Annotated in this window: 22 protein-coding genes; 5 read left to right on the top strand and 17 right to left on the bottom strand. The window is 70.4% G+C overall.

Translation table 11 applies throughout. The annotated features are described in order from the left end of the window. The first annotated feature begins 81 nt into the window (after positions 1-81). The 3 genes from ACLQ25_RS03650 (at position 82) to rarD (ending at position 2,006) form a co-directional block, all read left to right on the top strand. Positions 82-468: a phage holin family protein gene (locus ACLQ25_RS03650; RefSeq protein WP_425729026.1), complete on the top strand. Its 387-nt coding sequence runs from the start codon at positions 82-84 to the stop codon at positions 466-468. A gap of 111 nt (positions 469-579) precedes the next feature. After that, positions 580-1,077, top strand: a complete 498-nt coding sequence (locus ACLQ25_RS03655; RefSeq protein ID WP_425729028.1) for a GNAT family N-acetyltransferase — start codon at positions 580-582, stop codon at positions 1,075-1,077. Then, the gene (gene rarD, locus ACLQ25_RS03660; protein ID WP_425729030.1) at positions 1,074-2,006 is read left to right on the top strand and encodes an EamA family transporter RarD; all 933 of its coding nucleotides are present in this window, start codon (positions 1,074-1,076) and stop codon (positions 2,004-2,006) included. The genes ACLQ25_RS03655 and rarD overlap by 4 nt, the downstream gene beginning before the upstream one ends. Before the next feature lie 94 nt (positions 2,007-2,100). On the opposite strand, the gene ACLQ25_RS03665 is transcribed toward rarD, so the two are convergent. Beyond that, positions 2,101-2,823, bottom strand: coding sequence for an anti-sigma factor family protein (locus ACLQ25_RS03665; protein ID WP_425729032.1), 723 nt, complete (start codon positions 2,821-2,823; stop codon positions 2,101-2,103). Next, entirely contained in the window at positions 2,820-3,335 is a 516-nt protein-coding gene (locus tag ACLQ25_RS03670; protein WP_425729219.1) for a sigma-70 family RNA polymerase sigma factor, read from the bottom strand. The genes ACLQ25_RS03665 and ACLQ25_RS03670 overlap by 4 nt, the downstream gene beginning before the upstream one ends. Positions 3,336-3,551: 216 nt before the next feature. On the opposite strand from ACLQ25_RS03670, the gene ACLQ25_RS03675 reads away from it, so the two are divergent. Beyond that, a complete protein-coding gene (locus tag ACLQ25_RS03675) occupies positions 3,552-5,678 on the top strand; it encodes a PhoX family protein (RefSeq protein WP_425729034.1) in 2,127 nt (708 codons plus the stop codon). A gap of 83 nt (positions 5,679-5,761) precedes the next feature. Here ACLQ25_RS03675 and ACLQ25_RS03680 read toward each other — a convergent pair whose 3' ends face one another. Beyond that, positions 5,762-6,544 (bottom strand): IclR family transcriptional regulator, encoded by a 783-nt coding sequence (locus ACLQ25_RS03680; protein ID WP_425729036.1) that lies wholly within the window; start codon positions 6,542-6,544, stop codon positions 5,762-5,764. Between the two features lie 154 nt (positions 6,545-6,698). Between ACLQ25_RS03680 and ACLQ25_RS03685 the strand changes: the two genes are divergently transcribed. Then, positions 6,699-7,880, top strand: a complete 1,182-nt coding sequence (locus ACLQ25_RS03685; RefSeq protein ID WP_425729038.1) for an MFS transporter — start codon at positions 6,699-6,701, stop codon at positions 7,878-7,880. 110 nt (positions 7,881-7,990) lie between these two features. Here the strand turns inward: ACLQ25_RS03685 and ACLQ25_RS03690 are convergent, their stop codons facing one another. From ACLQ25_RS03690 to ACLQ25_RS03755, 14 genes are all read right to left on the bottom strand, one after another. After that, positions 7,991-9,076 carry a polyprenyl synthetase family protein gene (locus ACLQ25_RS03690; protein WP_425729040.1) on the bottom strand — a complete coding sequence of 362 codons (1,086 nt, stop codon included), beginning with the start codon at positions 9,074-9,076 and terminating at the stop codon, positions 7,991-7,993. Positions 9,077-9,166: 90 nt separating this feature from the next. Next, complete coding sequence (gene nuoN / locus ACLQ25_RS03695) at positions 9,167-10,720, bottom strand: NADH-quinone oxidoreductase subunit NuoN (protein WP_355048261.1); 1,554 nt, start codon at positions 10,718-10,720, stop codon at positions 9,167-9,169. Between the two features lie 55 nt (positions 10,721-10,775). Continuing rightward, positions 10,776-12,311, bottom strand: a complete 1,536-nt coding sequence (locus ACLQ25_RS03700) for an NADH-quinone oxidoreductase subunit M (protein ID WP_425729042.1) — start codon at positions 12,309-12,311, stop codon at positions 10,776-10,778. A 64-nt stretch (positions 12,312-12,375) separates the two neighbouring features. Continuing rightward, positions 12,376-14,301, bottom strand: coding sequence for an NADH-quinone oxidoreductase subunit L (gene nuoL, locus ACLQ25_RS03705; RefSeq protein ID WP_425729044.1), 1,926 nt, complete (start codon positions 14,299-14,301; stop codon positions 12,376-12,378). A gap of 12 nt (positions 14,302-14,313) precedes the next feature. Continuing rightward, positions 14,314-14,613, bottom strand: coding sequence for an NADH-quinone oxidoreductase subunit NuoK (nuoK, locus tag ACLQ25_RS03710; RefSeq protein ID WP_355048264.1), 300 nt, complete (start codon positions 14,611-14,613; stop codon positions 14,314-14,316). A gap of 117 nt (positions 14,614-14,730) precedes the next feature. Next, the gene (locus tag ACLQ25_RS03715; protein WP_425729046.1) at positions 14,731-15,504 is read right to left on the bottom strand and encodes an NADH-quinone oxidoreductase subunit J; all 774 of its coding nucleotides are present in this window, start codon (positions 15,502-15,504) and stop codon (positions 14,731-14,733) included. Continuing rightward, a complete protein-coding gene (nuoI, locus tag ACLQ25_RS03720; RefSeq protein WP_355048266.1) occupies positions 15,501-16,142 on the bottom strand; it encodes an NADH-quinone oxidoreductase subunit NuoI in 642 nt (213 codons plus the stop codon). Before nuoI ends, ACLQ25_RS03715 begins: the two co-directional genes overlap by 4 nt. Before the next feature lies 1 nt (position 16,143). Continuing rightward, positions 16,144-17,496 carry an NADH-quinone oxidoreductase subunit NuoH gene (gene nuoH, locus ACLQ25_RS03725; RefSeq protein WP_355048267.1) on the bottom strand — a complete coding sequence of 451 codons (1,353 nt, stop codon included), beginning with the start codon at positions 17,494-17,496 and terminating at the stop codon, positions 16,144-16,146. Continuing rightward, positions 17,493-19,985, bottom strand: a complete 2,493-nt coding sequence (locus tag ACLQ25_RS03730; RefSeq protein WP_425729049.1) for an NADH-quinone oxidoreductase subunit G — start codon at positions 19,983-19,985, stop codon at positions 17,493-17,495. The genes nuoH and ACLQ25_RS03730 overlap by 4 nt, the downstream gene beginning before the upstream one ends. Continuing rightward, positions 19,985-21,301 (bottom strand): NADH-quinone oxidoreductase subunit NuoF, encoded by a 1,317-nt coding sequence (gene nuoF, locus ACLQ25_RS03735; protein ID WP_425729051.1) that lies wholly within the window; start codon positions 21,299-21,301, stop codon positions 19,985-19,987. Before nuoF ends, ACLQ25_RS03730 begins: the two co-directional genes overlap by 1 nt. After that, a complete protein-coding gene (gene nuoE, locus ACLQ25_RS03740) occupies positions 21,298-22,506 on the bottom strand; it encodes an NADH-quinone oxidoreductase subunit NuoE (RefSeq protein ID WP_425729053.1) in 1,209 nt (402 codons plus the stop codon). The genes nuoF and nuoE overlap by 4 nt, the downstream gene beginning before the upstream one ends. 52 nt (positions 22,507-22,558) lie before the next feature. Next, the gene (locus ACLQ25_RS03745) at positions 22,559-23,884 is read right to left on the bottom strand and encodes an NADH-quinone oxidoreductase subunit D (protein WP_357175883.1); all 1,326 of its coding nucleotides are present in this window, start codon (positions 23,882-23,884) and stop codon (positions 22,559-22,561) included. Next, the gene (locus ACLQ25_RS03750; protein ID WP_425729055.1) at positions 23,881-24,618 is read right to left on the bottom strand and encodes an NADH-quinone oxidoreductase subunit C; all 738 of its coding nucleotides are present in this window, start codon (positions 24,616-24,618) and stop codon (positions 23,881-23,883) included. The genes ACLQ25_RS03745 and ACLQ25_RS03750 overlap by 4 nt, the downstream gene beginning before the upstream one ends. Further along, positions 24,615-25,292 (bottom strand): NuoB/complex I 20 kDa subunit family protein, encoded by a 678-nt coding sequence (locus ACLQ25_RS03755; RefSeq protein WP_007454590.1) that lies wholly within the window; start codon positions 25,290-25,292, stop codon positions 24,615-24,617. Before ACLQ25_RS03755 ends, ACLQ25_RS03750 begins: the two co-directional genes overlap by 4 nt. Between the last annotated feature and the right edge of the window lie 14 nt (positions 25,293-25,306).

The following is a 25,306-nucleotide window of genomic DNA, read 5'->3' on the forward strand; positions in this document are numbered from 1 at the left end:
GCCGCGCGTGGCGGGCCGGTCGTCCTCGATGGTCAAACTGACGGGTTACGCCCGCGCATGGTCCGTGGCACGATCCCCGCCATGGGTTTTCTGAAAGGGTTGCTGATTCGGCTGGCCACCACGGCACTGGCCTTCTGGCTGGCCACGCTGCTCATTCCGGGCATCGACCTGGAATCGACCTCCGCCGTCCAGACGGTCACCACGCTGGTCCTGGTGGCGGCGATCTTCGGCATCGTCAACGCGGTGCTCCAGCCGGTCATCAAGACCGTCGGCTGCGGCTTCTACCTGCTCACGCTCGGCCTCATCGCGCTGGTGGTGAACGGGCTGCTGTTCCTGCTCACCAGTTGGATCGCCAATCAGGCCGACCTGCCATTCTCGGTGGACGGGTTCTGGCCGGCCGCCGTCCTGGGCGCCCTGTTCGTGAGCATCGTGACGTGGATCCTCGGGGCCGTCCTCGACCGCGACTGACCGACCACCACCGTCCCGGACCGCCCGGCCCCGATGGGCAGGGCGGTCCGGTGACCAGAGTTCGGGAATTGGCCGGCTGGCGGCCCCCTCGGGTCGGTTAGCGTCGCCGACGTGTTCACCCTGATCCGGCCCGACGGCCACCTGCTCAGCACCGATCCCGCCCGGCTCGACCTGGACCGGGTGCACCACTGGCTGTCCACCGACGCGTACTGGGCACTGGGACGCGACCGGGAGACCGTCGTGCGCGCGTTCGCGGAGTCGCTGCCGTTCGGTATCTACCGGACCGAGGACGACAGCCAGGTCGCGGTGGCCCGCGTGGTCACCGACCGCGCCACCTTCGCCTGGCTCTGCGACGTGTACGTCGACCGCTCCGCGCGAGGGCTCGGCCTGGGCACGTGGCTGGCCGGTGCGGTCCGCGACCACCTGGCCGACCTGGGCGTACGCCGGATCCTGCTGGCCACCAACGACGCGCACGAGGTGTACGCGCGGGTGGGCTTCACCCCGTTGGACGTTCCCGAGCGGTGGATGAACCTCGACCGGCGACCGCCGGTGACCCCGATCACCGGAAAGGAACAAAACGGAGGTACGCCCCTTACGGTGGAGGCGTGACGCCACTCCGCCTTGGATACCTCTACGGCATCGGCGCGTACCTGCTCTGGGGCTTCTTCCCGCTCTACTTCAAGCTGCTGCGGCCCACCGGCCCGATGGAGATCCTGGCCCACCGGATCGTGTGGTCGGTGCTCTTCGTGGCTCTGCTGCTCGGCGCGCTGCGCAACGTCGGCTTCCTACGGGCCCTGCTGCGCCGACGCGCGGCGCTCGCCGGGATCGTCGCCGCGGCGGTGCTCATCGCCGTCAACTGGGGTACCTACATCTACGGCGTCAGCTCTGACCGGGTGGTGGAGACCGCGCTCGGCTACTTCATCAACCCCCTGGTGGTGGTGCTGCTCGGGGTGACGGTGCTGCGGGAGCGGCTGCGGCCCGCGCAGTGGGTGGCCCTGGGTATCGGCGGGTCTGCCGTCGCGGTGCTCGCCATCGACTACGGCCGGCTGCCCTGGCTGGCGCTGACCCTGGCGTTCAGCTTCGCTGGCTACGGCCTGATCAAGAAGCGGCTCGGGCTGCCCGCCGCCGAGGGGCTCTTCGTCGAGTCGGCGGTGCTGGCGCTGCCCGCGCTGGGTTACCTGGCCTGGTTGTCCCGGCACGACGGACTGACCTTCGGGCACGTCTCGGCCGGGCACACCGCGCTGCTGGTGCTGGCCGGCGCGGCCACCGCGATCCCGCTGCTGCTCTTCGCCGGGGCCGCCAACCGGCTGCCGCTGACCGGCCTCGGCATGATCCAGTACCTGGCGCCGATCCTCCAGCTCGCCTGCGGTGTGCTGATCTTCCACGAGCCGATGCCGCCGGCCCGCCTCGCCGGCTTCGCGCTGGTCTGGCTCGCCCTGGTGGTCTTCACCGCCGACGCCATCCGCGCCGCCCGCCAGTCCCGCCAGGCCCGCCCCATCGTGGTCGATCATGGAGTTGTGGTGCCCGCCGAACACTAGTTCGGGCGCTTTGTCACCCACCACAACTCCATCATCGACGAGGTGGGGGCGGGGCGGAGGTGGGGGCGGGGCGGGGGCGGGCGGGCGGGCGGGGTTAGGGGACTGCGTAGGTGAGTAGGGGGGTGCCGTCGGCTCTCTGGAGTTCCACGCTGACCAGCTCCGCGTCGGTGAAGCGGGTCATGCCGGTGAACACCAGGTCGTCGCCCGGCGCGGCGAGCCAGGAGCCGATCTGTTCGCTCGCGCCGCTCGGTCCCTTCGCCACCAGCCGGAACGGGTACGCCTTGCCGTAGCTCGTCCGCGCGTCGTACCCGCAGTGCATGGTGATCTCGGTGCCCCACTTGCTGCCGGTCAGACCGATGTCGGCGTGCACCGGACCGGCGAGTGCCACCGGCCGCATGGCGACCATCGACACCTGCGGGACGGCGCGGGAACTGCCCTGCGCCCCCGGGTCAGGCGGCGGGGCGACCGGTCGGGGCAGTACGGCGGCCGTTCCCACGCCGACCACCAGGGCCAACGCGGCGGCGGCCAGCGTCGTCAGGGCGTACCGCCGACGGGTCCTGGTCCGTTCGCGGCGTCGGCGCGCCCGGGCCTCCTCGAGCAGCGCGGGCGCCCGGGGCGCGGTCGGCGGTGGCAGGAACTGTTCCAGGCCCGCCGGGTCGAGGCGACCGAGCAGTCCCGGTAGGACGGCGATCTCGGCGACGGCGTCCCGGCACGAGGCGCAGCCGGCGAGGTGCCGCTCGTAGGCCGCCCGCTCGGCGGGGGCCAGGGCGCCCAGCACGTACGCGCCGTCGTCGTGCGCGAACTCGCACCGGGTCATCCCGTCACCCCCATCTCGACCAGGACCAACCGTAGTGAGCGCAGCGCATAGTGGGTGCGTGACTTGACCGTGCCCGGCGGCACCCCCAGTCGCGACGCCGCCTCGGCCACCGACCGCCCCTGGTAGAAGCACTCCACCAGGACTTCACGGTGGGTCGGGCTGAGCCGGTTCAACGCCTCGGCGACGGTCCACGCCTCGACGGCGCGTTCGGCCTCGTCGACGACCTCCGGCGGCTCGGGAATCTCGTCGGTGAACACCTCGCCGACCCGCGTGGAGCGTCGACGCCAGGCGTCGATGGCCAGGTTGCGGGCGGTCGTGAACAGCCAGGCCCGCACGGAGCCGCGTCGTGGGTCGAGGGACTCGGGATGCCGCCAGGCCCGCAGCAGCGTCTCCTGCACCAGGTCCTCGGCCCGCTGCCGGTCGCCGTTGACCAGCCGCAGGGCGTGTGCGTACAACGCCTCCGCGTGCTCGTCGTGCAGCGCCCGCAGCAGTTGGGCGTCATGGTCGCTGATGGCGGTCTCCTCACTTCCGGCGCGTGTCCGGCGGTGCGTCCGCCCGGGAATACGTGTGGTGACGCCGAACGGTTCAGCCCGAGGTCAGACCACTGCTGGCCGGGCAGGTGTTCACGCCTGGTTCACATCGCGGCCGACGACCGCTCACCGCGTCCTCCTAGCGTCCGGCTGGTACGCCGCCTGTCGCGCCACCACACTCAACTGGAGGCCTCTGAAATGAGCGACCGTCCCCGGCTGCTCCCCCTGTTGACCGGCAAGCGACACGGCACTCGTGACGCCATGACCTGCCTGTACCGCTGCGGCAACGCCTGTGACCACCCCGTACCGAACACGTCCGACAACGCGTACTTCGGGGACGCGGTGGACGCGGAGGTCTCCCGGCGCGGCGTGGTCCGGGCCGGCGCGGTCGGCGCCCTGGTGCTCGGCTTCGGCGGCGCGGCGGTCGGCGCGCTGGCCGGCGCGGCCCCCGCCAGCGCGGCCCCCACCACCGGGGACGTGCCGGAGAACTTCGGCTTCGGCCGTCCCACCACGGGTGTCGGCAGCGGCGCGCTGACCTTCAAGCCGATTCCGCCGAACAAGCTGGACACCCTGGTCGTGCCGAACGGCTACGACCACGCCGTGGTGATCAAGTGGGGTGACCCGGTGCTGCCGGGCGCGCCGGCGTTCGACCTGCACCACCAGAGCGCCGCCGCGCAGTCGAAGCAGTTCGGCTACAACAACGACTTCGTGGGCGTGCTGCCGCTGGACAAGCAGGGCCGGCGGGCGCTGCTCGTGGTCAACCACGAGTACACCAACGAGGACCTCATGTTCCCCGGGTTCCCCGGCCTGGACGGACTCTCCGTGGAGCAGCTGCGCACCGCCATGGCCGCGCACGGCATGTCCGTGGTGGAGCTGGAGCGGGTCGGTGGCACCGGGCAGTGGAAGCCCGTGGGCAACGGCCGCCGGCCGTACAACCGGCGGGTCACCGCGTTGAGCACCAAGTTCGACCTGACCGGCCCGGCCGCCGGCTCGGCCTGGCTGAAGACCGCCGCCGACCCCAAGGGTCGTACGGTCGTCGGCACGCTGAACAACTGCTCCGGTGGCGTCACCCCGTGGGGGACCGTGCTCTCCGGTGAGGAGAACTTCAACCAGTACTTCGTGGGCGCGGACGCCGCCCCGGCCGAGCTGAAGCCGAAGCTCGACCGGTACGGGATCAGCACCACCAGCCGCTACCCCAGCGGCAGCCGCAAGTGGGAACGCGCCGACGAGCGCTTCGACCTGGCCAAGCACCCCAACGAGGCGCACCGGTTCGGGTGGGTCGTCGAGATCGACCCGTTCGACCCGGAGAGCCGTCCGCGCAAGCACACCGCGATGGGTCGCTTCAAGCACGAGGGCGCGAACGTCATCGTCGCCAGGGACGGCCACGTGGTCGCGTACATGGGCGACGACGAGCGGTTCGACTACCTGTACAAGTTCGTCTCGGACAAGAAGTTCCTCAAGGGCAACTCCTGGGCCGCCCGCAAGCACAACCTGACCCTGCTGGAGTCCGGCACGCTGTACGTGGCGAAGCTCGACCAGACCAGCGCCGCCGAGATCGACGGCTCCGGCACGCTCCCCACCGACGGGGCGTTCAACGGCCGGGGGCGCTGGATCAAGCTGGTCAGCGGCAACAGGTCGTTCGTCGACGGGATGACCGCCGCGGACGTGCTCACCTTCACCCGGCTCGCCGGTGACAAGGTCGGCGCGACCAAGATGGACCGTCCCGAGGACGTCGAGCCGAGCCACCTCACAGGCAAGGTGTACGTGGCGCTGACCAACAACACCGACCGCGGCAAGGCCGGCAAGGCGGCGGCCGACGAGGCCAACCCGCGCAACGCCAACAAGCACGGGCAGATCCTGGAGCTGGTCGAGGACCGCGACGACAACACGGCGGCGACGTTCGCCTGGTCACTCCCCATCGTCTGCGGCGACCCGACCGACCCCTCGACCTTCTTCTCCGGGTACGACAAGACCCAGGTCTCGCCGATCTCGTGCCCGGACAACGTCGCCTTCGACGCCACCGGCAACCTGTGGATCTCCACCGACGGCAATGCGCTGGGCAGCAACGACGGTCTCTTCGCCACCGCTGTCGAGGGTCCGGAGAAGGGCCACCTCAAGCAGTTCCTGACCGTGCCGATCGGCGCGGAGACCTGCGGCCCGTTCATCACCGGCGACAACCGCTCGGTGTTCGTCGCGGTGCAGCACCCGGGCGAGATCACCGGCGCCTCGGTGGAGAACCCGGCCTCGAACTGGCCCGACGGCGACTACGCCAAGCCGGGCGTGGTGGTCACCTGGCGCCTCAACGGCGGCCCGGTGGGCAGCTGACGTTCTCCCCTGGCGGTTCGGCGCTGGACCGCCGCGAGAGGCCCTCTCCCAGCCAGGGAGGGGGCCTCTCGGCCTCGCTGCGGTCAGTGGTCGGCGGCGATGCCGTCGGCGACCGTACGGGCGACGGTGAGCAGCTTCGCGCGTACGACACGGGCCGAGGTCATCATCTCGCTCGCGGGCAGGGCGCAGGCCAGCACGACCCGACGTTCCATGTCCTTGTCGGGTGCCACGAGCACCGCCGCGCAGGCCACCCCCTGGCGGAACTGTCCCAACTCCAACTGCATCCCCCGACGGTCACCGGCGGCCAGGTCGGCCTCGAACGCCTCGCTGGCGGTCAGCGTGGCGGTGGTGAAGGGACGCATGCCGTACTCGCGGAGATAGCGGAAGCGCTGCTCGGCGGTCAGGGTGGCGAGCAGGGACTTGCCGAGAGCGGTCGCGTGGGCCCCCTCGTCGAAGCCGGGAACGAGATCCTCCAGGTAGGGAGAACGGTGCCCCTCGGCAACCGCCGTGATGGCGACCTGACCGCCGACGAACCGACCCAGGAAATGGCTGTAACCGGTGTCGACGGCGGCACGTCGCAACGTCTCGCCGACCACCGGCGGCCCCCGGAACGCGGTCACCAACTCGCGGTAACGGTCGGCCACCTCGAGGCCCACGATGTACGTGCCGTCCTCGCGACGGATCACGTAACCCTCGTACGCGAGGGTGCGGACGAGGTGGTAGGTCGTGGCCACGGTCAGCTCACACCGTCGGGCGATCTGCTTGACGGTCAGGCCCTTCGGGGCGCGACCGACCGACTCGAGCACCCGCAGTGCTCGGGACACGCTGCGGATCAGGTCCGAAGGTTCTGCCAAGGGGTCGCGCACAACCACCTCCGCCGCCGGGGACTTACACCATATGAAAAACAGGCCGCGTGCGAAATGCCTGTTCGGGTCGAGGATGCCAGATCACCATCCACTCCTCGTACACCGGCGGTCACCGGGAGTTGCCTGAGCACGACTCGCGTAGGTTTGCCGCACGATGACCGACACCGTCCTCACCCCCGCGCGCGTCCGCACCCGTCCCATCCGGGCCAGCGCCGGCGCCGTGGTCACCACCGTGGCCTGCGTACTGCCCGTCTTCCTGCTCGGCGGCCTCGCCGTCCAGATGGGTACGGATCTCCGCTTCTCCCCCGCCGGGCTGGGCCTGGCCGTCTCCGTCTACTTCGGCGTGAGCGCGCTGGCCTCGGTGCCCTCCGGACGCCTCGTCGAGCGGTACGGGCCGGCGCTGGTCGCCCGCTGTGGCATCGTGCTGGCCTCCGGGTCGATGCTGGCCGTGGCAGCGCTCGCCCACTCGTACGAGATGCTGCTCGCGCTGCTGGCGCTCAGCGCCGCCGCGAACGCCCTCGGCCAGCTGGCCAGCAACGCGGCGCTCGCCGAGCACGTCCCGCCGAGGAGGCAGGGCCTGTCGTTCGGCGTCAAGCAGGCGGCGATCCCGGTCTCGACGCTGCTAGCCGGCGCGGCGGTGCCCACCATCGCGCTCACCGCCGGCTGGCGTTGGGCGTTCGTGGTGGCGGCAGTCGCGGCGCTCACCACGCTGCCGGCCGTACCCCGGGAGGTTTCCGGTCGTGCGCGTCGGGCCGACGGGACGCGCGGAGGCCGGGGCACGACGGCCCTGGTGGTGGTCGGCGCGGCGGCGACGTTGGCGTCGGGCGCGGCCAACGCGCTCGGCACCTTCCTGGTCGACTCGGCCGCCGCCCGGGGCCTCTCGCCGGGTCTCGCCGGCCTCACCCTGACCCTCGGCAGCGCGGTCTGCGTCGTCGCCCGGGTGGGCGCTGGCGGACTGGCCGACAGACGGGCCAACGGTCACGTCGCGCTCATCGCCGCGATGCTGGTGATCGGGGCGGTCGGGCTGGGCCTGCTCGCGGTGGCCGGCCTGGTGCCGCTGGTGGCGGGCGTGGTGCTCGGGTTCGGCCTGGGCTGGGCGTGGCCCGGCCTCATGAACTTCGCGGTGGTCCGGCTGCACCCGCAGGCTCCGGCCGCCGCCACCTCGATCACACAGACCGGGGTGTACGCGGGCGGCTGCCTCGGCCCACTGAGCCTCGGCCCGCTCGCCGCCCACCTGGGCTACCCGACAATGTGGGCCACGGCCTCGGTGTCGATGCTGCTGGCCGCCGCCCTGATGCTGACCGGCAGCCGCCTCCTGAAAAACCCCCACCCCTGACCCGGTGATCATGAAGTTATTGCCCGATCACACGGCGTGTCGGGGCAATAACTTCATGATCACCGGAGCTGGAGGGTGGACCCGAGCCGGGGAAGGTGGGAGGGGGTGGGTCAGCTTGTGCGGTCGGCTATGTAGTCGCAGAGCGACTCCAGAGCCTGGCGGGACGAGTTCGCCGGGAGCGGGGCCAGACAGGCGCGCGCGTCCTCGGCGTAGCTGCGCACGATCTCCCGGGCCCGCTTGAGCGCCGGGCTCTCCCGCAGCAGCCCCAGCGCCTCGGCGTGCAGCGCGTCGTCGGTCAACGGACCGGTCGCCAGGATCTCCCGCAGCCGCACCGAGGAGGCGTCGGAGTCGTCGGCCGCACGGGCGTAGAGCACCGGGAGCGTCGGGACTCCCTCGCGCAGGTCCGTGCCGGGCGTCTTGCCCGACTGCACCGACTCGGACGCGATGTCGAGCAGGTCGTCGGAGAGCTGGAAGGCGACACCGATCGTCTCGCCGTACCCGGCGAGCGCCTCTACGTACTCCGCCGGAGCGCCACTAAACATGCCGCCGAAGCGGGCCGACGTGGCGATCAGTGAGCCGGTCTTCTCGGCGATCACGCTCAGGTAGTGCGCGACCGGGTCGTCGCCGGCACGCGGCCCCACCGTCTCGGCGATCTGCCCGTGCACCAGCCGGGCGAAGGTGCGCGCCTGCAACCGGACGGCCTCCGGGCCCAGGTCCGCCGCGATGTCCGCGGCGCGGGCGAAGAGATAGTCGCCGACCAGGATGGCGAGCGAGTTCGTCCAACGCGAGTTGGCGCTCGGCGCGCCCCGCCGCACGTCCGCCTCGTCCATCACGTCGTCGTGGTAGAGGGTGGCCAGGTGCGTGAGCTCCATCACCACGGCCGCCGGGACCACCTGCGCGCCCGTGGGATCGCCGAACTGGGCGCCGAACGCCACCAGCAACGGCCGGAACCGCTTACCCCCGGCGTCGAGAAGGTGCCGGGCCGCCTCGGAGACGAACGGGTCGGCGCTGGCCACACTGGCGCTCAGCTCGACCTCGACCGCTTCCAGCAGACCCAGCACGGACGCCTCGACGCGGGGATCGGCGAGATGAAGGCCGAGCGCGCCGAACTGACTCATGCTCGCCCGACCCCGGCGACCGCCGGAACCGGTGGCACCTGAACGCTCGCCAGCCGGAATCACCACACCATCAACCATGCCACACCCGTTCTACCTGCTCCGGCTCGGGGATACGCAGCGGGGGCCGGCACGCTGTCGCGCGCCGACCCCCGGTGGTAGAGCCACGTCTCACCGCACGAATTCGGCGGCTCCGGTAGCCAGGTCGAGCAGCGGTGCCGGGGCAACGCCCAGCGCCAGGGTGGCGAGCACGCCGATCATCAGGGCGGCGGAGGTGAGCCCGCCCGGCACGGTCACGGTCGGGGTGGACTCGCCCGGCTCGGACAGCCACATCATCACCACGACCCGCAGGTACGGGAACGCGAGCACCATGCTGGTCAGCACACCGGCGATCACCAGCCACGCCTGACCGCCCTCCAGGGCCGGCCCGAAGATGGCGAACTTGCTGGTGAATCCGCTGGTCAGCGGGATACCGGCGAACGCCAGCAGGATGAACGTGAACAGCGCGGCGAAGAACGGCGAACGCCGGCCCAACCCCGCCCACCGGGACAGGTGGGTGGCCTCGCCGTCGGCGTCCCGGACCAGGGTCACCACGGCGAACGCGGCGAGCACCGAGAAGCCATACGCGACCAGGTAGAACATCGTGCCCGACAGCCCGTCCTTGCTCGGGGCCAGCACGCCGACCAGCAGGTAGCCGGCGTTGGCGATCGAGGAGTAGGCGAGCAGCCGCTTGATGTCGGTCTGGGTGACCGCGAGCACCGCGCCGATGAGCATGGTCAGCACCGCCACCGCGCCGAGGACCGGGGTGAAGTCCCAGCCCCCGCCCTCGAACGCGACGTGGAAGACGCGCAGCAGGGCACCGAACGCGGCGACCTTGGTGCAGGCCGCCATGAAGCCGGTGACCGGGGTCGGCGCGCCCTGGTAGACGTCCGGGGTCCAGACGTGGAACGGGGCCGCGGCGGCCTTGAAGAGCAGACCGATGGCGAGCAGCGCCATGCCGGCGAAGAGCAGCACCGGGCTGGCCGGAGACTCACTCACCGCCGCGTTGACGGTCGCGAAGTCGACACCGGCGGAACGGCCCGGAACACCGGCGGTGAAGCCGTAGATCAGGGCCACACCGAACAGGAAGAACGCCGAGGCGTACGCGCCGAGCAGGAAGTACTTCATCGCCGCTTCCTGGCTCAGCAGCCGCCGGCGGCGAGCCAGCGCGCAGAGCAGGTACAGCGGGAGGGAGAAGACTTCCAGCGCGATGAACATGGTCAGCAGGTCGTTCGCCGCCACAAAGATCAGCATGCCGCCGATGGCGAACGTGACGAGCGGGTACACCTCGGTGAGGCCGTTGCGGCCCTCAGCCTGCTTCCGGTCGTCGGCCGACTCCGCCGTCACGGCGGCCTGGGCGACGAACGCGCCGCCCCGCTCGACGGAGCGGTCGCCGATCAGGAGCAGCGCCATGGCCGCCAGCACCAGGATCGCGCCCTGGAGGAACAGCGTCGGCCCGTCCACCGCGATAGCCTGACCGGCCGTGATGAGCCGGTCGTCGGCGTTGAGGACCACCATGGTCAGCGCGGCGAGCACGGCCAGCAGTGCCAGCGTCAGCTGCACCAGGTGTCGCGAGCGCCGGGGCACGAAGGCCTCGACCAGCACGCCGAGCAACGCGGTGCCCAGCATGATCAGGATCGGGGCGAGCGCCGCGTAGTCGAGCGACGGCAGTTTCAACTCGGTCACTGTGCCGACCTTTCGTTCGCGACTGCGGGGCTCCGCTGCGCTGCACTCCTCGCGCTCACCGGCCTGCCTCCTGGAGAGTGCCGCCCACCGACGGGGCGGGGTCGGTCCTGCCGATGTCGTCCATGGTCGCCTGGACGGCCGGGTTGATCACGTCGGTGACCGGCTTGGGGTAGAAGCCGAGCAACACGATCAGCGCGATCAGCGGGGCGACCACGACCTTCTCACGCAGGCTGAGGTCCCGGCGCATGCCGTCGACCTCGGTCAGCGCCGGGTTGAGCGTGCCCTGCGTGGTGCGTTGCACCATCCACAGCACGTACGCCGCCGCCAGGATGATGCCGAGCGTGGCGATGACCGCCACCGGCTTGTTCACCGTGAACGTGCCGATCAGCACCAGGAACTCGGAGATGAACGGCGCGGTTCCCGGCAGGGCGAGCGATGCCAGACCGGCGAAGAACAGCACACCGGCGAGCACCGGGACCAGCTTGCCGGCCCCACCGAAGTCACTGATCAGCGCCGAGCCACGTCGGGCGACGAGCATGCCCACCACGAGGAAGAGCAGGCCGGTGGCCAGGCCGTGGTTGAGCATGTAGAGCACCGCACCGGTGCCGGCCTGGGTGGTGAACGCGAAGATGCCCACCCCGATGAACCCGAAGTGCGCGATCGAGGTGTACGACACCAGCCGCTTGAGATCGTTCTGACCGACCGCCAGCAGCGCCGCGTAGATGATGCCGATCACGCCCAACGCCAGCGCCCAGGGCGCGAACCACTTCGACGCCTCGGGGAACAGCGGCAGGCAGTAGCGCAGGATGCCGAACGTGCCGACCTTGTCCAGCACACCGACCAGCAACGCGGCAGCGCCCGCCGGGGCGGCGCCACCGGCGTCCGGCAGCCAGGTGTGGAACGGGAAGAACGGGGCCTTGATGGCGAACGCGAGGAAGAAGCCGAGGAACAGCCACCGCTCGGTGCCGGTGCTGATGTCGACCTGCGACAGCGCCTGCCAGTCGAACGTCTTGCCACCGACCACCCACAGGCCGATCACCGCGGCCAGCATGAACAGACCGCCGACCAACGAGTAGAGGAAGAACTTCACCGCCGCGTACTGCCGCTGGTGGCCGCCGTAGCTGCCGATCAGGAAGTACATCGGCACGAGCATGACCTCGAAGAACACGTAGAACAGGAAGACGTCGGCGGCCGCGAAGACGCCGATCATCGTGCTCTCGAGGATCAGCAGCAGCGCGAAGTAGACCGGGATGGACCGCTTCGACGACTCCGCGTCGTGCCAGGACGCCAGGATCACCAACGGCACCAGCACCGCGATCAGCATCAGCATCACCAGCGCGATGCCGTCGGCGGCGAAGGTGAAGCTGACGCCCCAGTTCGGGATCCAGGTGTACGACTCCCGGAACTGGAACCGGTCACCGCCGGCGTTGAAGCTGACCCACATCACCACCGAGAGCACCAGTACGAGCAGCGACCAGGCGAACGCCACCTGCTTGGCCAGCTCGGGCCGGTGGCGCGGCACGAAGGCCACCACCAGAGCGCCCACCAGTGGCGCCACGGTGAGCACCGAGAGGAACGGGAAGTTGGACATTATGCGGCCTTACCTCCGTGGTGGATGCGTGGTCCGCCGGCGGGGGCGGGCGTCTTCGGGTCGGTCATGCCAACCACCCCGCCTGCACCGCGAGGAACGCCGCCATCACCAGCAGCGCGCCGGCCAGGATCGAGGTGGCGTACGAGCGGACGAAGCCGGTCTGCATCCGCCGGAGCCGACCCGAACCACCGCCGACGGCGGCGGCGAGCCCGTTGACGAGACCGTCGATGCCCCGGTTGTCGAGGAAGACCAGCGCCCGGGTGAGGAAGATGCCCGGCTTCTCGAAGACCGCCTCGTTGACGGCGTCGGTGTAGAGGTTGCGTCGGGCGGCGGTGACCAGGATCCCGGCCGGCTGCGGCGCGGTGGCCGTGCCGGCCCGGAACAGGAACCAGGCCAGGCCGGCGCCGAGCACGGTGACCAGCAGCGACAGCGTGGTGATCACGAGGTGCGAGAGGACCGGCTCGTGCTCCGCGTGCTCGCCGCCCAGACCGGCGGTGGACGTCAGCCAGTCCGGTACCGAGGTGGAGAGCAGGAAGCCAGCGCCGACCGAGCCGATCGCCAGCAGGATCAGCGGAATGGTCATCAGCTTCGGCGACTCGTGCGGGTGCTCGATGTCCTCGGTCCACCGCTTCGGGCCGTGGAAGGTGAGCACGAACAGCCGCGTCATGTAGAACGCGGTCAGGCCCGCACCGAGCAGCGCGGCACCGCCGTAGAGCCAGGCGGTCCAGTCCTCCCGCTCGAAGGCGGCCACGATGATCGGCTCCTTGGAGAAGAAGCCGGAGAACGGGAACATGCCGATGATGGCCAGCCAGCCCATCATGAACGTCAACCAGGTGACCTTCATGTACGACGACAGCCCACCGAAGCGGCGGATGTCCACCTGGTCCTTCATGCCGTGCATGACCGAGCCGGCGCCCAGGAACATGTTGGCCTTGAAGAAGCCGTGCGCCAGCAGGTGCACGATGGCCAGCGCGTAGGCCCCGCCGCCGAGACCGACGCCGAGGAACATGTAGCCGATCTGGCTCACCGTCGACCAGGCGAGTACCCGCTTGATGTCGTCCTTGGCCGCGCCGATGATGCAGCCCATCAGCAGGGTGAGCGCGCCGACGCTGACCACCACCAGCTGGAGCGTCGAGTTCGCCGAGAAGATCGGGTTGGAGCGGGCGATCAGGTAGACGCCGGCGGTGACCATGGTGGCGGCGTGGATGAGCGCCGACACCGGGGTGGGGCCCTCCATCGCGTCCGGCAGCCATGCCTGCAACGGGAACTGGCCGGACTTACCGGCCGCGCCGAGCAGCAGCAACAGGCCGAGGACCAGCACGGTGGTGCCGGTCAGTGAGCCGACGCCGTTGAAGACCTCGTCGTACTGGGTGGTGCCCAGGGTCGCGAACATGATGAAGATGCCGATGGCGAGGCCGGTGTCACCGACCCGGTTCATCAGGAACGCCTTCTTGCCGGCCGTCGCGGCGCTCGGTCGCCCGTACCAGAAGGAGATCAGCAGGTACGATGCCAGACCGACGCCCTCCCAGCCGAAGTAGAGCATCACGTAGTTGTTGCCGAGCACCAGCAGCAGCATGGCGGCGACGAACAGGTTGAAGTACGCGAAGAACCGGCGGCGACCCTCGTCGTGCGCCATGTACTCGACGGCGTACAGGTGGATCAGGAAGCCGACGCCGGTGATGAGGAGCACGAAGACGGCGGCCAGCGGGTCGAACAGCAGGCCGAAGTCGACCCGCAGGTTACCGACCGCGATGAAGTCCCACAGGCTCAGCTCGACGGACTTGTTCTCCAGGCCCCGAAGCTGAAAGAAGGACGCCAGCCCGAGCACGAACGCGGCGCCGATGGCCGCGACGCCCAACCAGTGCCCCCAGCGGTCGGCCCGCCGGCCGAGCAGCAGCAGGATGGCCGCGCTGACCAGCGGGATCGCCACCAGCAGCCAGACGCCCCCGAGCAGCCCCGTGGCCTGGGCGTATTCCACAGTCTCTTCCACCGGTGGACCCCTTTAGTACTTCAGCAGGTTGGCGTCGTCGACGCTCGCCGAGCGTCGCGTCCGGAAGATGGCCATGATGATCGCGAGGCCGACCACGACCTCGGCGGCGGCCACCACCATCACGAAGAACGCCATGATCTGGCCGTTGAGGTCACCGTTGATCCGGCTGAAGGTGACCAGCGTCAGGTTGGCCGCGTTGAGCATCAGCTCGACACACATGAACAGCACGAGCGCGTTGCGCCGGACGAGCACCCCGGCTGCGCCGATGGTGAACAGCACCGCGGCCAGCACCAGGTAGTAGTCGGGAGTCATGGCCGGGCCTGCCTTTCGTTCGCGATTGCGGGGCTCCGCTTCGCTGCACTCCTCGCGCTCACCGGGCCTGCCTTTCGTTCGCGACTGCGGGGCTCCGCTTCGCTGCACTCCTCGCGCTCACCGCTGATCCGTCCCCTTCAAGGTGGTCTCCTGCGCGGTCAGCTCACGCACCGGCAGGATGTCCGGCGTGCTCCGCTCGGTGAGCCGGCCGTCCGGCAGTCGCGCCGGGGTGGCCACCGAGGAGGAGGTCGCGAAGACGCCGGGGCCCGGCTTGGGGCCCGGGTAGTTGCCCGGCGCGAAGCGCGCCCGCATGGTCGCCGGCTGGTCCATCTTGTCCTGCTTGCGCCGCTCGACGTGCGCGAGCACCATGGCGCCGACCGCTGCGGTGATCAGCAGCGCCGACGTCAGCTCGAACGCGAAGACGTACTTCGTGAAGAGCAGCCGGGCGATGCCCTGCACGTTCCCCTCCGCGTTGGCCTCGTCCAGACCGACCGCGGTGGAGCCCTCGACGGCCCCGTAGAGGGCGCTGCCGACGAGGCCGGCGAAGCCCAGCCCCAGCACGATCGCGGCGACTCGCTGACCGCGCAGGGTCTCGATCAGCGAGTCGGACGCGTCCCGACCGACCAGCATCAGCACGAACAGGAAGAGCATCATGATCGCGCCGGTGTAGACGATGATCTGCACCATGCCGATGAACGGCCCGGCCTGGAGCACGTAGAACACGCCCAGGCAGAGCATGGTCAGCACCAGCCAGAGCGCCGAGTGCACCGCGTTGCGGGCCGCCACCATCCCGATCGCGCCGATCAGCGCGAGCGGCGCGAGGATCCAGAAGGTGACCTGCTCGCCGCCGGACACCCCGCCCGCCGCGGCGAGCACCGTAGACGTGGTCATGCGTTCTCTCCCTTGCCGACCGCCGCACGCTGGGCGGCCTGCTCGGCGCCCGGGAACGTCACGCCGGGGTGCTCCTCGACCTGGTAGCGGCCGGGGCCCATCGGCGACGTCTCGGCACCGGCGGAGGTGCCCGGGTTGTCCAGCGCGCCGACGTAGTAGTCCTTCTCGCTGTCACCCAGCCGCATCGGGTGCGGAGGCTGCTCCATGCCCTCCAACAGCGGGGCGAGCAACTGCTCCTTGGTGAAGATCAGGTCCTGCCGGTTGTCCCGGGCCAGCTCGTACTCGTTGCTCATGGTCAGCGAACGGGTCGGGCAGGCCTCGATGCACAGTCCGCAGAAGATGCAGCGGGCGTAGTTGATCTGGTAGGTGCTGGCGTACCGCTCACCCGGCGAGAAGCGCTGCTCGTCGGTGTTGTCGCCGCCCTCGACGTAGATCGCGTCCGCCGGGCAGGCCCAGGCGCACAGCTCGCAGCCGATGCACTTCTCCAGGCCGTCCGGGTGCCGGTTGAGGATGTGCCGCCCGTGGTAGCGCGGCGCCGACACCGGCGGCTTGAACGGATAGTCGGTCGTGACGACCTTCCTGAACATGTGCGAGAAGGTGACACCGAATCCCTTGAACGTTCCGGTGATCGCGCCCACGTCACACCTCCCTGGAGTCCGAGCCGGCGACGATGTTGGCCGGCTCCCGCTCGGCGACCACGCGCGTGATACGCGGGCTCGGTGGTACCTGTAGATCCATCGGCGGCAGCGGGAAGCTCCCGTACGGCCGGCTGTCGACCTGCTCCTGCGTGGTCGGCTTCGGCTGCGGCTTGCGGCTCGGCCAGAAGAGCGTGGCGAGCAGCAGGATGCCGGCCGGGATACTGACGGCGATGACCTTGCCGCGCGTGTCCCAGTCCTCGATCGAGCGCAGGCCCGACAGGACCAGGATCCAGACCAGGTTGATCGGCAGCAGCACCTTCCAGCCGAAGCGCATGAACTGGTCGTAGCGCAGTCGGGGCAGCGTGCCGCGCAGCCACACGAAGACGAACACCAGCGCGATCACCTTGCCGAAGAACCAGAGCATCGGCCACCAACCGGAGTTGGCGCCCTCCCATAGCGTGATCGGCCAGGGTGCCCGCCAGCCGCCGAGGAACAGCGTGGTGGTGACCGCGGACATGGTCACCATCGCGACGTACTCGCTGAGCATGAAGAGCGCGAACTTCAGCGAGCTGTACTCGGTCATGAAGCCGGCGACCAGCTCGGACTCGGCCTCGGGGAGGTCGAACGGCGCCCGGTTGGTCTCACCCACCGTGGCGATGAAGAAGATGACGAAGCTGGGCAGCAGCAGGATCGCGTACCAGCCCGGGGCCGGGATCTCGGTGCCGAAGATGGTCAGCCGGGTGGCGTCACCCTGTGCGGCGACGATCCCGCTGGTGCTCATCGTGCCGGCGGTCATGAAGACCGCCACGATGCTCAGACCCATCGCGACCTCGTACGAGATCATCTGGGCGCTCGACCGGAGACCGCCGAGCAGCGGGTACGTCGAGCCGGAGGCCCAGCCGCCCAGCACGATGCCGTAGACGCCCATGGAGGAGCAGGCCAGCAGCAGGAGCACGGCCACCGGCACGTCGGTGACCTGCAACGGCGTGTGGTGGCCGAAGATGCTCACCATCGGGCCGAACGGCACCACCGACAGCGCGGTGACCGCGCAGATCACCGAGATCGTCGGTGCGAAGAAGTAGACGACCTTGTCGGCCGCCTTCGGGAGGATGTCCTCCTTGAAGGCCATCTTCAGGCCGTCGGCGAGGGTCTGCAACAGGCCCAGCGGGCCGACCTGGTTCGGGCCGGGCCGCACCTGCATGTAACCGACCACGCGCCGTTCGAACCAGACACCGAGCAGGGTGGCCAGCAGACCGAACGCGAAGGCGAAGACAATCTTGCCGAGAACCAGCCACCACGGATCCCGACCGAAGTCGGCAAGCGTCGGGTCCTGAGCCAGGACGATCGAGTTCACTGGTTACCCCCAGAACTGAGGATGGTCTCGTCGGCCGCTACCCGTCCGGCCGGGATGGCCGTACCCGATGCGGGGACGGAGATCCGGACGACCGTGCCGGACGTCGCCCCGAGGCTGCGTCGCACGGTCGAACCGGGTGAGTTCGTGGGCAGCCAGACCACGCCATCCGGCATCTCGGTGATCTCCGCCGGCAGGGTCAGCGCCCCCCGGTCGGTACCGACCGTGACCGCGTCACCGTCGGCGACACCGAGCGCCTCGGCGGTGCCCTTGCCCAGCCGGACCACCGGCGGGCGGGCGGTCCCGGCGAGGTTCTCGTCGCCCTCGGTCAGGGTGCCGTTGTCGACGAGCTGGTGCCAGGTCGCCAGCACGGCCTCCCCGGCGCCCGGGTGCGGCACCGTGCCCGGCGACACCGACGGCGCGGACGGCCGGGTCATGCGCGTGGCCGGCAGCGAACCCAGCTCGCGGCGGACACTCGGCACGTCGGCGGTGCCCAGGCGGACGTCGAGGAGCGCGGCCAGCGCGTCGAGCACCCGCCCGTCGGTCATCGCGGCGGTGTTCAGCACCGCCTCGAACGGACGCAGCCGGCCCTCCCAGTCGAGGAAGCTGCCGGCCTTCTCGACCACCGGGGCGACCGGCAGCACCACGTCGGCCCGCCGGGTCACCGCGCTGGCGCGCAGTTCCAGGCTGACCAGGAACGGCACCGCGTCCAGCGCGGCCTCGGCCAGCCGCGGGTCGGCCAGGTCGGCCGGATCGACGCCGCCGACCAGCAGCGCGCCGAGCTGTCCGTTGGCCGCCGCCGCCAGGATGCCGTCGGTGTCCCGACCGGCCTGGCTGGGGATCACCCCGGCCGGAATGTCCCACGCCTCGCCCAGCTCGGCCCGCGCGGCCGGCTCGGTGACCAGCCGGCCCCCGGGGAGCAGGTTGGGCAGGCAGCCCGCGTCGACCGCGCCGCGGTCACCCGCGCGCCGCGGCACCCAGGCCAGCTTCGCACCGGTACGCCGGGCCACGTCCGCCGCGGCGGAGAGCCCGCCCGGCACACCGGCCAGCCGCTCACCCACGATCAGGATCGCGCCCGGCGCGCTGAGCGCCTCGGTGACGGTGGCGTGCTCGGCGAGCACGCTCGCCTCCTCGCCCGGCACGACCCGGGCCAGCTTGGCGCCGAGCTTCTCCAGGCCGCGGGTGGCGAACGGCGCCAGCGCGTACACCGTCAGGGTCTTCTTGAGGTACGCCTTGCGCAGTCGCAGGAAGAGGATCGGGCACTCCTCCTCCGGCTCCAGGCCCACCAGCACCACGGCCGGCGCGTTCTCCACGTCGGTGTAGGTGACGTCGGTGACCCCGGCGACCGAGCTGGCCAGGAAGTCGGCCTCCTCGCGCGAGACCGGCCGGGCCCGGAAGTCGATGTCGTTGGTGTTCAGCGCGACCCGGGCGAACTTCGCGTACGCGTAGGCGTCCTCGACGGTCAGCCGACCGCCGGTGAGCACCGCCGTGCCCTGGCCGCCCTCGCGGGCCGCGTGCAGCCCCTCGGCGGCCCGGGTCAGCGCCTCACTCCAGGACGCCTCCCGCAGCTCACCGGTGTGCTCGTCGCGGACCAGCGGGTTGGTCAGGCGGTCGGCGGCCCGGGTGTACTGGAAACCCCACCGACCCTTGTCGCAGTTCCACTCCTCGTTCACGGCCGGCTCGTCACCGGCGAGCCGGCGCAGCACCTTGCCGCGCCGCCAGTCGGTGCGCTGCCCGCAGCCCGCCGAGCAGTGCTCGCAGACGCTTGGGCTGGACACCAGGTCGAACGGGCGGGCCCGGAACCGGTACTGCGCGCCGGTCAGCGCGCCCACCGGGCAGATCTGCACGGTGTTGCCGGAGAAGTAGGAGTTGAACGGGACGTCCCCGGCGTCGCCCTGCTCGCCGTAAGCGTCGTCCCGGTAGATGTTGATTTCCTCGGCGGACGACCGGCCCATCAGGTCGATGAACTTGTCGCCGGCGATCTCCTCGGAGAACCGGGTGCAGCGCTGGCAGAGCACGCAGCGCTCGCGGTCCAGCAGCACCTGGCTGCTGATCGCCATCGGCTTCTCGTACTCGCGCTTGTGCTCGTGGAAGCGCGAGTCGGTGCGGCCGGTGGACATCGCCTGGTTCTGCAGGGGGCACTCGCCGCCCTTGTCGCACATCGGGCAGTCGAGCGGGTGGTTGAGCAGCAGCAGCTCCATCACCCCCTCCTGCGCCTTCTGAGCGACCGGGGAGGTGAGCTGGGTCCGGACGACCATGCCGTCGGCGACGGTCTGGGTGCAGGAGGCGACCGGCTTGCGCTGCCCCTCCACCTCGACCAGGCACTGTCGGCACGCGCCGGCCGGGGCCAGCAGCGGGTGGTCGCAGAACCGGGGGATCTCGGTGCCCATCTGCTCGGCGACCCGGATCAGCAGCGCCCCCTTCGGGGCGGTGACCTCGACGCCGTCGATGGTGAGGGTGACGGTTTCGGTCTGCTTGGCTACGTCGGTCATCAGTGCGCCCCTACCAGGGTCTTCTCCGACAGCATGGGAGCTTTACGACCCTCGATGTAGTCGAGGTAGTCCTGCTTGAAGTACTTCAGGGACGAGGTCACCGAGCTGGTAGCGCCGTCACCCAGGCCGCAGAACGAGCGGCCGAGGATGTTGTCGCAGGTGTCCAGGAGGGTGTCCAGGTCCTCGTGGGTGCCCTGGCCGGAGAGGATCCGCCGGTAGACCCGGACCATCCAGTAGTTGCCCTCCCGGCACGGGGTGCACTTGCCGCACGACTCGTGGTGGTAGAACTCCAGCCACCGGTACGTCGCGTAGACCGGGCAGTCCTGGTCGGAGAAGATCTGCGTGGCCGTGGTGCCCAGGATCGAGCCGGCCGCCGCCACGCCCTCGAAGTCCAGCGGCACGTCCAGGTGCTCGGCGGCGAGCAGCGGGGTCGACGATCCACCCGGGGTCCAGAACCGCAGGTTGTGACCGGGCTGCATGCCGCCGGCAAGTTCCAGCAGCTCGCGCAGCGTGACACCCATCGAGCACTCGAACTGGCCCGGGTTGTTGATCCGCCCGGAGAGCGAGTAGATCATCGGGCCGGAGGACTTCTCGGTGCCCATGGACTTCCACCAGTCGGCCCCACCGAGCACGATCGGCGGGACGCTGGCGATGGTGCCGACGTTGTTCACCACCGTCGGGCTCGCGTACAGGCCGTGGGTGGCCGGGAACGGCGGGCGCAGCCGGGGCTGCCCCCGGAACCCCTCCAGCGAGTCCAGCAGCGCCGTCTCCTCGCCACAGATGTACGCCCCGGCGCCGGAGTGCACGACCAGTTCCAGGTCGAAGCCGCTGCGCAGGATGTTGCGACCCAGGTAGCCCTTGTCGTACGCCTCCTGGACGGCGTTGCGCAGCCGCCGGGCGGCGTGCACCGCCTCGCCCCGGATGTAGATGTAGGCGCGGCTGGCCCGGATCGCGTACGACGCGATGATCACGCCTTCGACCAGCGCGTGCGGATCGTGGGTCATCAGCGGGAGGTCCTTGCAGGTGCCCGGCTCGCCCTCGTCGGCGTTGACCACCAGGTAGTGCGGCTTGCCGTCGCCCTGCGGGATGAAGCCCCACTTGAGACCGGTGGGGAAGCCGGCGCCGCCACGACCGCGCAGCCCGGAGTCCTTGATGAGCTGGATCAGGTCGTCCGGGTGGGCCTTGAGGGCCTTGCGCAGCGCGGCGTAGCCGTCGAGCTGCTCGTAGGTGCCGATCCGCCAGGCGTCCGGTGACAACCAGCGCTTGGTCAGCACCGGCGTCAGCTTGGCCAGCGTCTCCGGGCGGGGAGTGGTCACTTGTGGGCCCCCGTTTCGCTCGCGGCGGCGGGGTCCGTGCCATCCGCGTCCGCCGACGCTTCGGTGAGGTTGCGCTGCTGCGCGCCGGTCGAGTCACCGGCGGGCTTACCGTCGCCGGCCGGGGCGTTGGCCGCCGCGCCGGCGGCCTGGGCCGCCTGCGCGTCGCGCGGGGCCGGCGGCGAGGTCTCCGCCGGCACCTTCGTGCCGGGCGCGTCCGGCACGGCCGTCTCCGCGTCTGGCTGCCGGGTCTCGGCGGTACGCACCTGCGGCGACTTGTCGTCCGGCGCCTTCACGTCCGGTGCGGTGCTGCCGGTGGCCGCCTCCGGCTCGACCCGCTCGGCGGTGCCGGCCGTACCCGTGGGGGTGGCCGCGCCGTCGCCGCTGGTGACCGGGGTGGCGGGGGCCGCGGCCGGGGTGGCCGCTCCGTCGCTGCCCTTGACCGGCGCGGTGGTGGCCTCGACGGGCGCCGGCTTGGCGGCCTCCGCCTTCGCCTTCGCCTCGGCGGCTGCCTTGTCGGCCTCGGCCTTGCTGCGGATCGGGGTGTTCGGGTCGAAGCCCGGCACCGAGACGCCGTGCTCCTGCGCCAACCGCAGACCCCGCAGGGTCGGCTCGCCCGGCCCGCCGTCGGCGACCGCGCCGTCGCGCTCGTCGGCGAAACCGGCGAGCTGCACCGCCATCTCCTTCAGCGTGCACAGCCGCGCGCCGCGCGTCGGCATCGGCCGTCCGCCCGCGCGCAGCTCGTCGACCACACCGACCGCCGTGGACGGGTCCACGCCGTCGAAGAAGTCGTAGTTGACGGTCATCACCGGGCCGTAGTCGCAGGCCGCCAGGCACTCGGCGTGTTCCAACGTGATGGTGCCGTCAGCGGTCGTCTCGTCGTGCCCGACACCCAGGTGCTCGGAGAGGGTGTCGTAGACCTCCTGGCCGCCCAGCACGTTGCACATCGTGTTGGTGCAGACGCTGACCAGGAAGTCGCCGGTGGGCTTGCGCTTGTACATGGTGTAGAAGGTGGCGACCGCGCCGACCTGGGCCTTGTTCAGCCCGAGCACCTCGGCGCAGAACGTCACGCCGGCCGGAGAGACGTACCCCTCCTCGGACTGGACCAGGTGTAGCAGCGGCAGCAGGGCCGAGCGGGACCGGTCCGCCGGGTAGCGGGCGATGATCTCGCGTGCCCGCTCCCGCGTCGTGTCAGTGAAAACCGTCATCAGAGCCGCCCTTCGTTCGCGACTGCGGGGCTCGCAAGCTCACTCCTCGCGCTCACCTGTCACACCCACCCATCACGGGATCCAGCGAGGCGCCGCCGGCGATCACGTCGGCGATCAGGCCACCCTCGGCCATCGCCGGGAGGGCCTGGAGGTTGACGAAGCTCGGCTCCCGGTAGTGCACCCGGTAGGGCCGGGTACCACCGTCGGAGACGGCGTGTACGCCCAGCTCGCCGCGCGGCGACTCGATGCCGACGTACACCTGGCCGGGTGGGACCCGGAAGCCCTCGGTGACCAGCTTGAAGTGGTGGATCAGCGACTCCATCGACTGACCCATGATCTTCGCGACGTGCTCCAGCGAGTTGCCCATGCCGTCGACGCCGATGGCGAGCTGCGCGGGCCACGCGATCTTGCGGTCGGCGACCATCACCGGGCCCGGGCGCAGCCGGTCCAGCGCCTGCTCGACAAGCTTCATCGACTCACGGATCTCGGCGAGCCGGACCTGGTAGCGGCCCCACACGTCGCCGTCGGGGTGGGTCGGCACGTCGAACTCGTACGTCTCGTAACCGCAGTACGGCATGGTCTTGCGCAGGTCCCAGGCGAGCCCGGCCGAGCGCAGCACCGGACCGGTGATGCCGAGCGCCACGCAGCCGGTGACGTCCAGCACCGCGACGCCCTTCGTCCGCTCGGTCCAGATGGGCTGGCCGGAGAGCAGGTCCTCGTACTCCTTGAGCTTCTTCGGCATCATCTTGAGGAAGTCACGGATCTTGCGGATCGCGTCGTCCGGCACGTCCTGCGCCACACCGCCCGGCCGGACGTACGCGTGGTTCATCCGCAGGCCGGTGATGGTCTCGAAGATGTCGAGGATGTACTCCCGCTCGCGGAAGCCGTACAACATGATCGAGATCGCGCCCAGCTCCATGCCGGTGGTGGCCAGCCAGACCAGGTGCGACGAGATCCGGTTGAGCTCCATCATCAGCACGCGGATGGTGGTGGCCCGCTCGGTGACGTCGTCGGTGATGCCGAGGAGCTTCTCCACGGCCAGCGCGTACGCCGTCTCGTTGAAGATCGGGGAGAGGTAGTCCATCCGCGTCACGAACGTCGAACCCTGGACCCAGTTGCGGTACTCGAGGTTCTTCTCGATGCCCGTGTGCAGGTAGCCGACGACCGAGCGGGCCTCGCGGACCGTCTCGCCCTCCAGTTCGAGGATCAGACGGAGCACCCCGTGGGTGGACGGGTGCTGCGGCCCCATGTTGACCACGATGCGCTCGTCGTTGATCGGGTCGGTGCCCGAGACAACCGTGTCCCAGTCCCCACCGGTGACGGTGAAGACCCGGCCCTCGGTGGTCTCGCGTTCGGTCGCATAGTTCGACGTGGTCACTGGTAGGACCTCCTACGGTCCGGCGGTGGAATTTCCGCACCCTTGTACTCGACGGGCACACCACCGAGCGGGTAGTCCTTGCGCTGCGGGTGGCCCTCCCAGTCGTCCGGCATGAGGATCCGGGTCAGGTTGGGGTGGCCGTCGAAGACGATGCCGAACATGTCGTACGCCTCCCGCTCCTGCCAGTCGGCCGTCGGGTAGACGGCGGTGACGCTGGGCAGGTGGGGAGACTCGGCGGAGACGGCGGCCTCCAGCCGGATCCGACGCCGGTAGGTCATCGAGGTGAGCAGGTAGACCGCGTGCAGCCGGCGCTCGTCGGCGCCGAGGTAGTCCACCCCGGACACCGAGGAGCACAGCTCGAACCGCAGCGCCATGTCATCGCGCAGCACCTGGCAGACCTCGGCGATCCGCTCGGGGCGGACGTGCAGGGTCAGCTCGCCGCGGTCGACGACCACCTTCTCGACGGCATCGCCGAAGGCCGGGTACGCCTCCTCCAGCGCGTCGCGGACCTCGTCGAAGTACCCGCCGTACGGCCGGGCGGCCTCCTCGATCGGCTGGCGCGGGCGGACCAGGCCGCCGTAGCCGGACACGTCACCGGTGCCCTGGTTGCCGAACATCCCGCGACCGGCCGGGCTGGCCGGCGGGTACTCGGCCGGGGCGGTCGAGCTGGCGCCGGGCGGCGTTACCGGCACCGGTACCCCGCCGTCGTTGGTCTTGTCCGTGGGAGACGTCATTTCGGGCCTGCCTGCGGGTGGAGATGGTTCTGGGCGTTCATCCAGTTCTCGATCCGCAACTGCTCCTCGCGCCCCTCGCGGACCGCCTGGGTCCACTCGGCACGCCGGGCCTTGTCGTTGCGGTAGGAGGACGGCATCGAGCCGTACGGCACGACCGGGACGTCGCCGCGCTCCTGGCGGGCCGCCAGCATCTTGCGACCGTTCGGGCCCAGCGGCTCGTACATGATCTTCTCGCGGAGCTTGAGGATCGCGTCGATGAGCATCTCCGGCCGGGGCGGGCAGCCGGGCAGGTACATGTCGACGGGTACGACGTGGTCGACGCCCTGCACGATGGCGTAGTTGTTGAACATGCCGCCGCTGCTGGCGCAGACGCCCATCGAGAGCACCCAGCGGGGCTCGGCCATCTGGTCGTAGATCTGGCGCAGCACCGGCGCCATCTTCTGGCTCACCCGGCCGGCCACGATCATGAGGTCGGCCTGCCGGGGCGAGGCCCGGAAGACCTCCATGCCCCAGCGGCCCATGTCGTAGTGCGGACCACCGGCGGCCATCATCTCGATGGCGCAGCAGGCCAGGCCGAAGGTGGCGCCCCACACGGACGACTTCCGGGACCAGTTGACCAGCTTCTCCACCGAGGTGAGCAGGACGCCGGCGGGGAGCTTCTCCTCGATGCCCATCTGACGTTCCTTCC

Origin of the sequence: Micromonospora sp. DT44 (assembly GCF_049841635.1) — a bacterium.
GTDB lineage: Bacteria > Actinomycetota > Actinomycetes > Mycobacteriales > Micromonosporaceae > Micromonospora.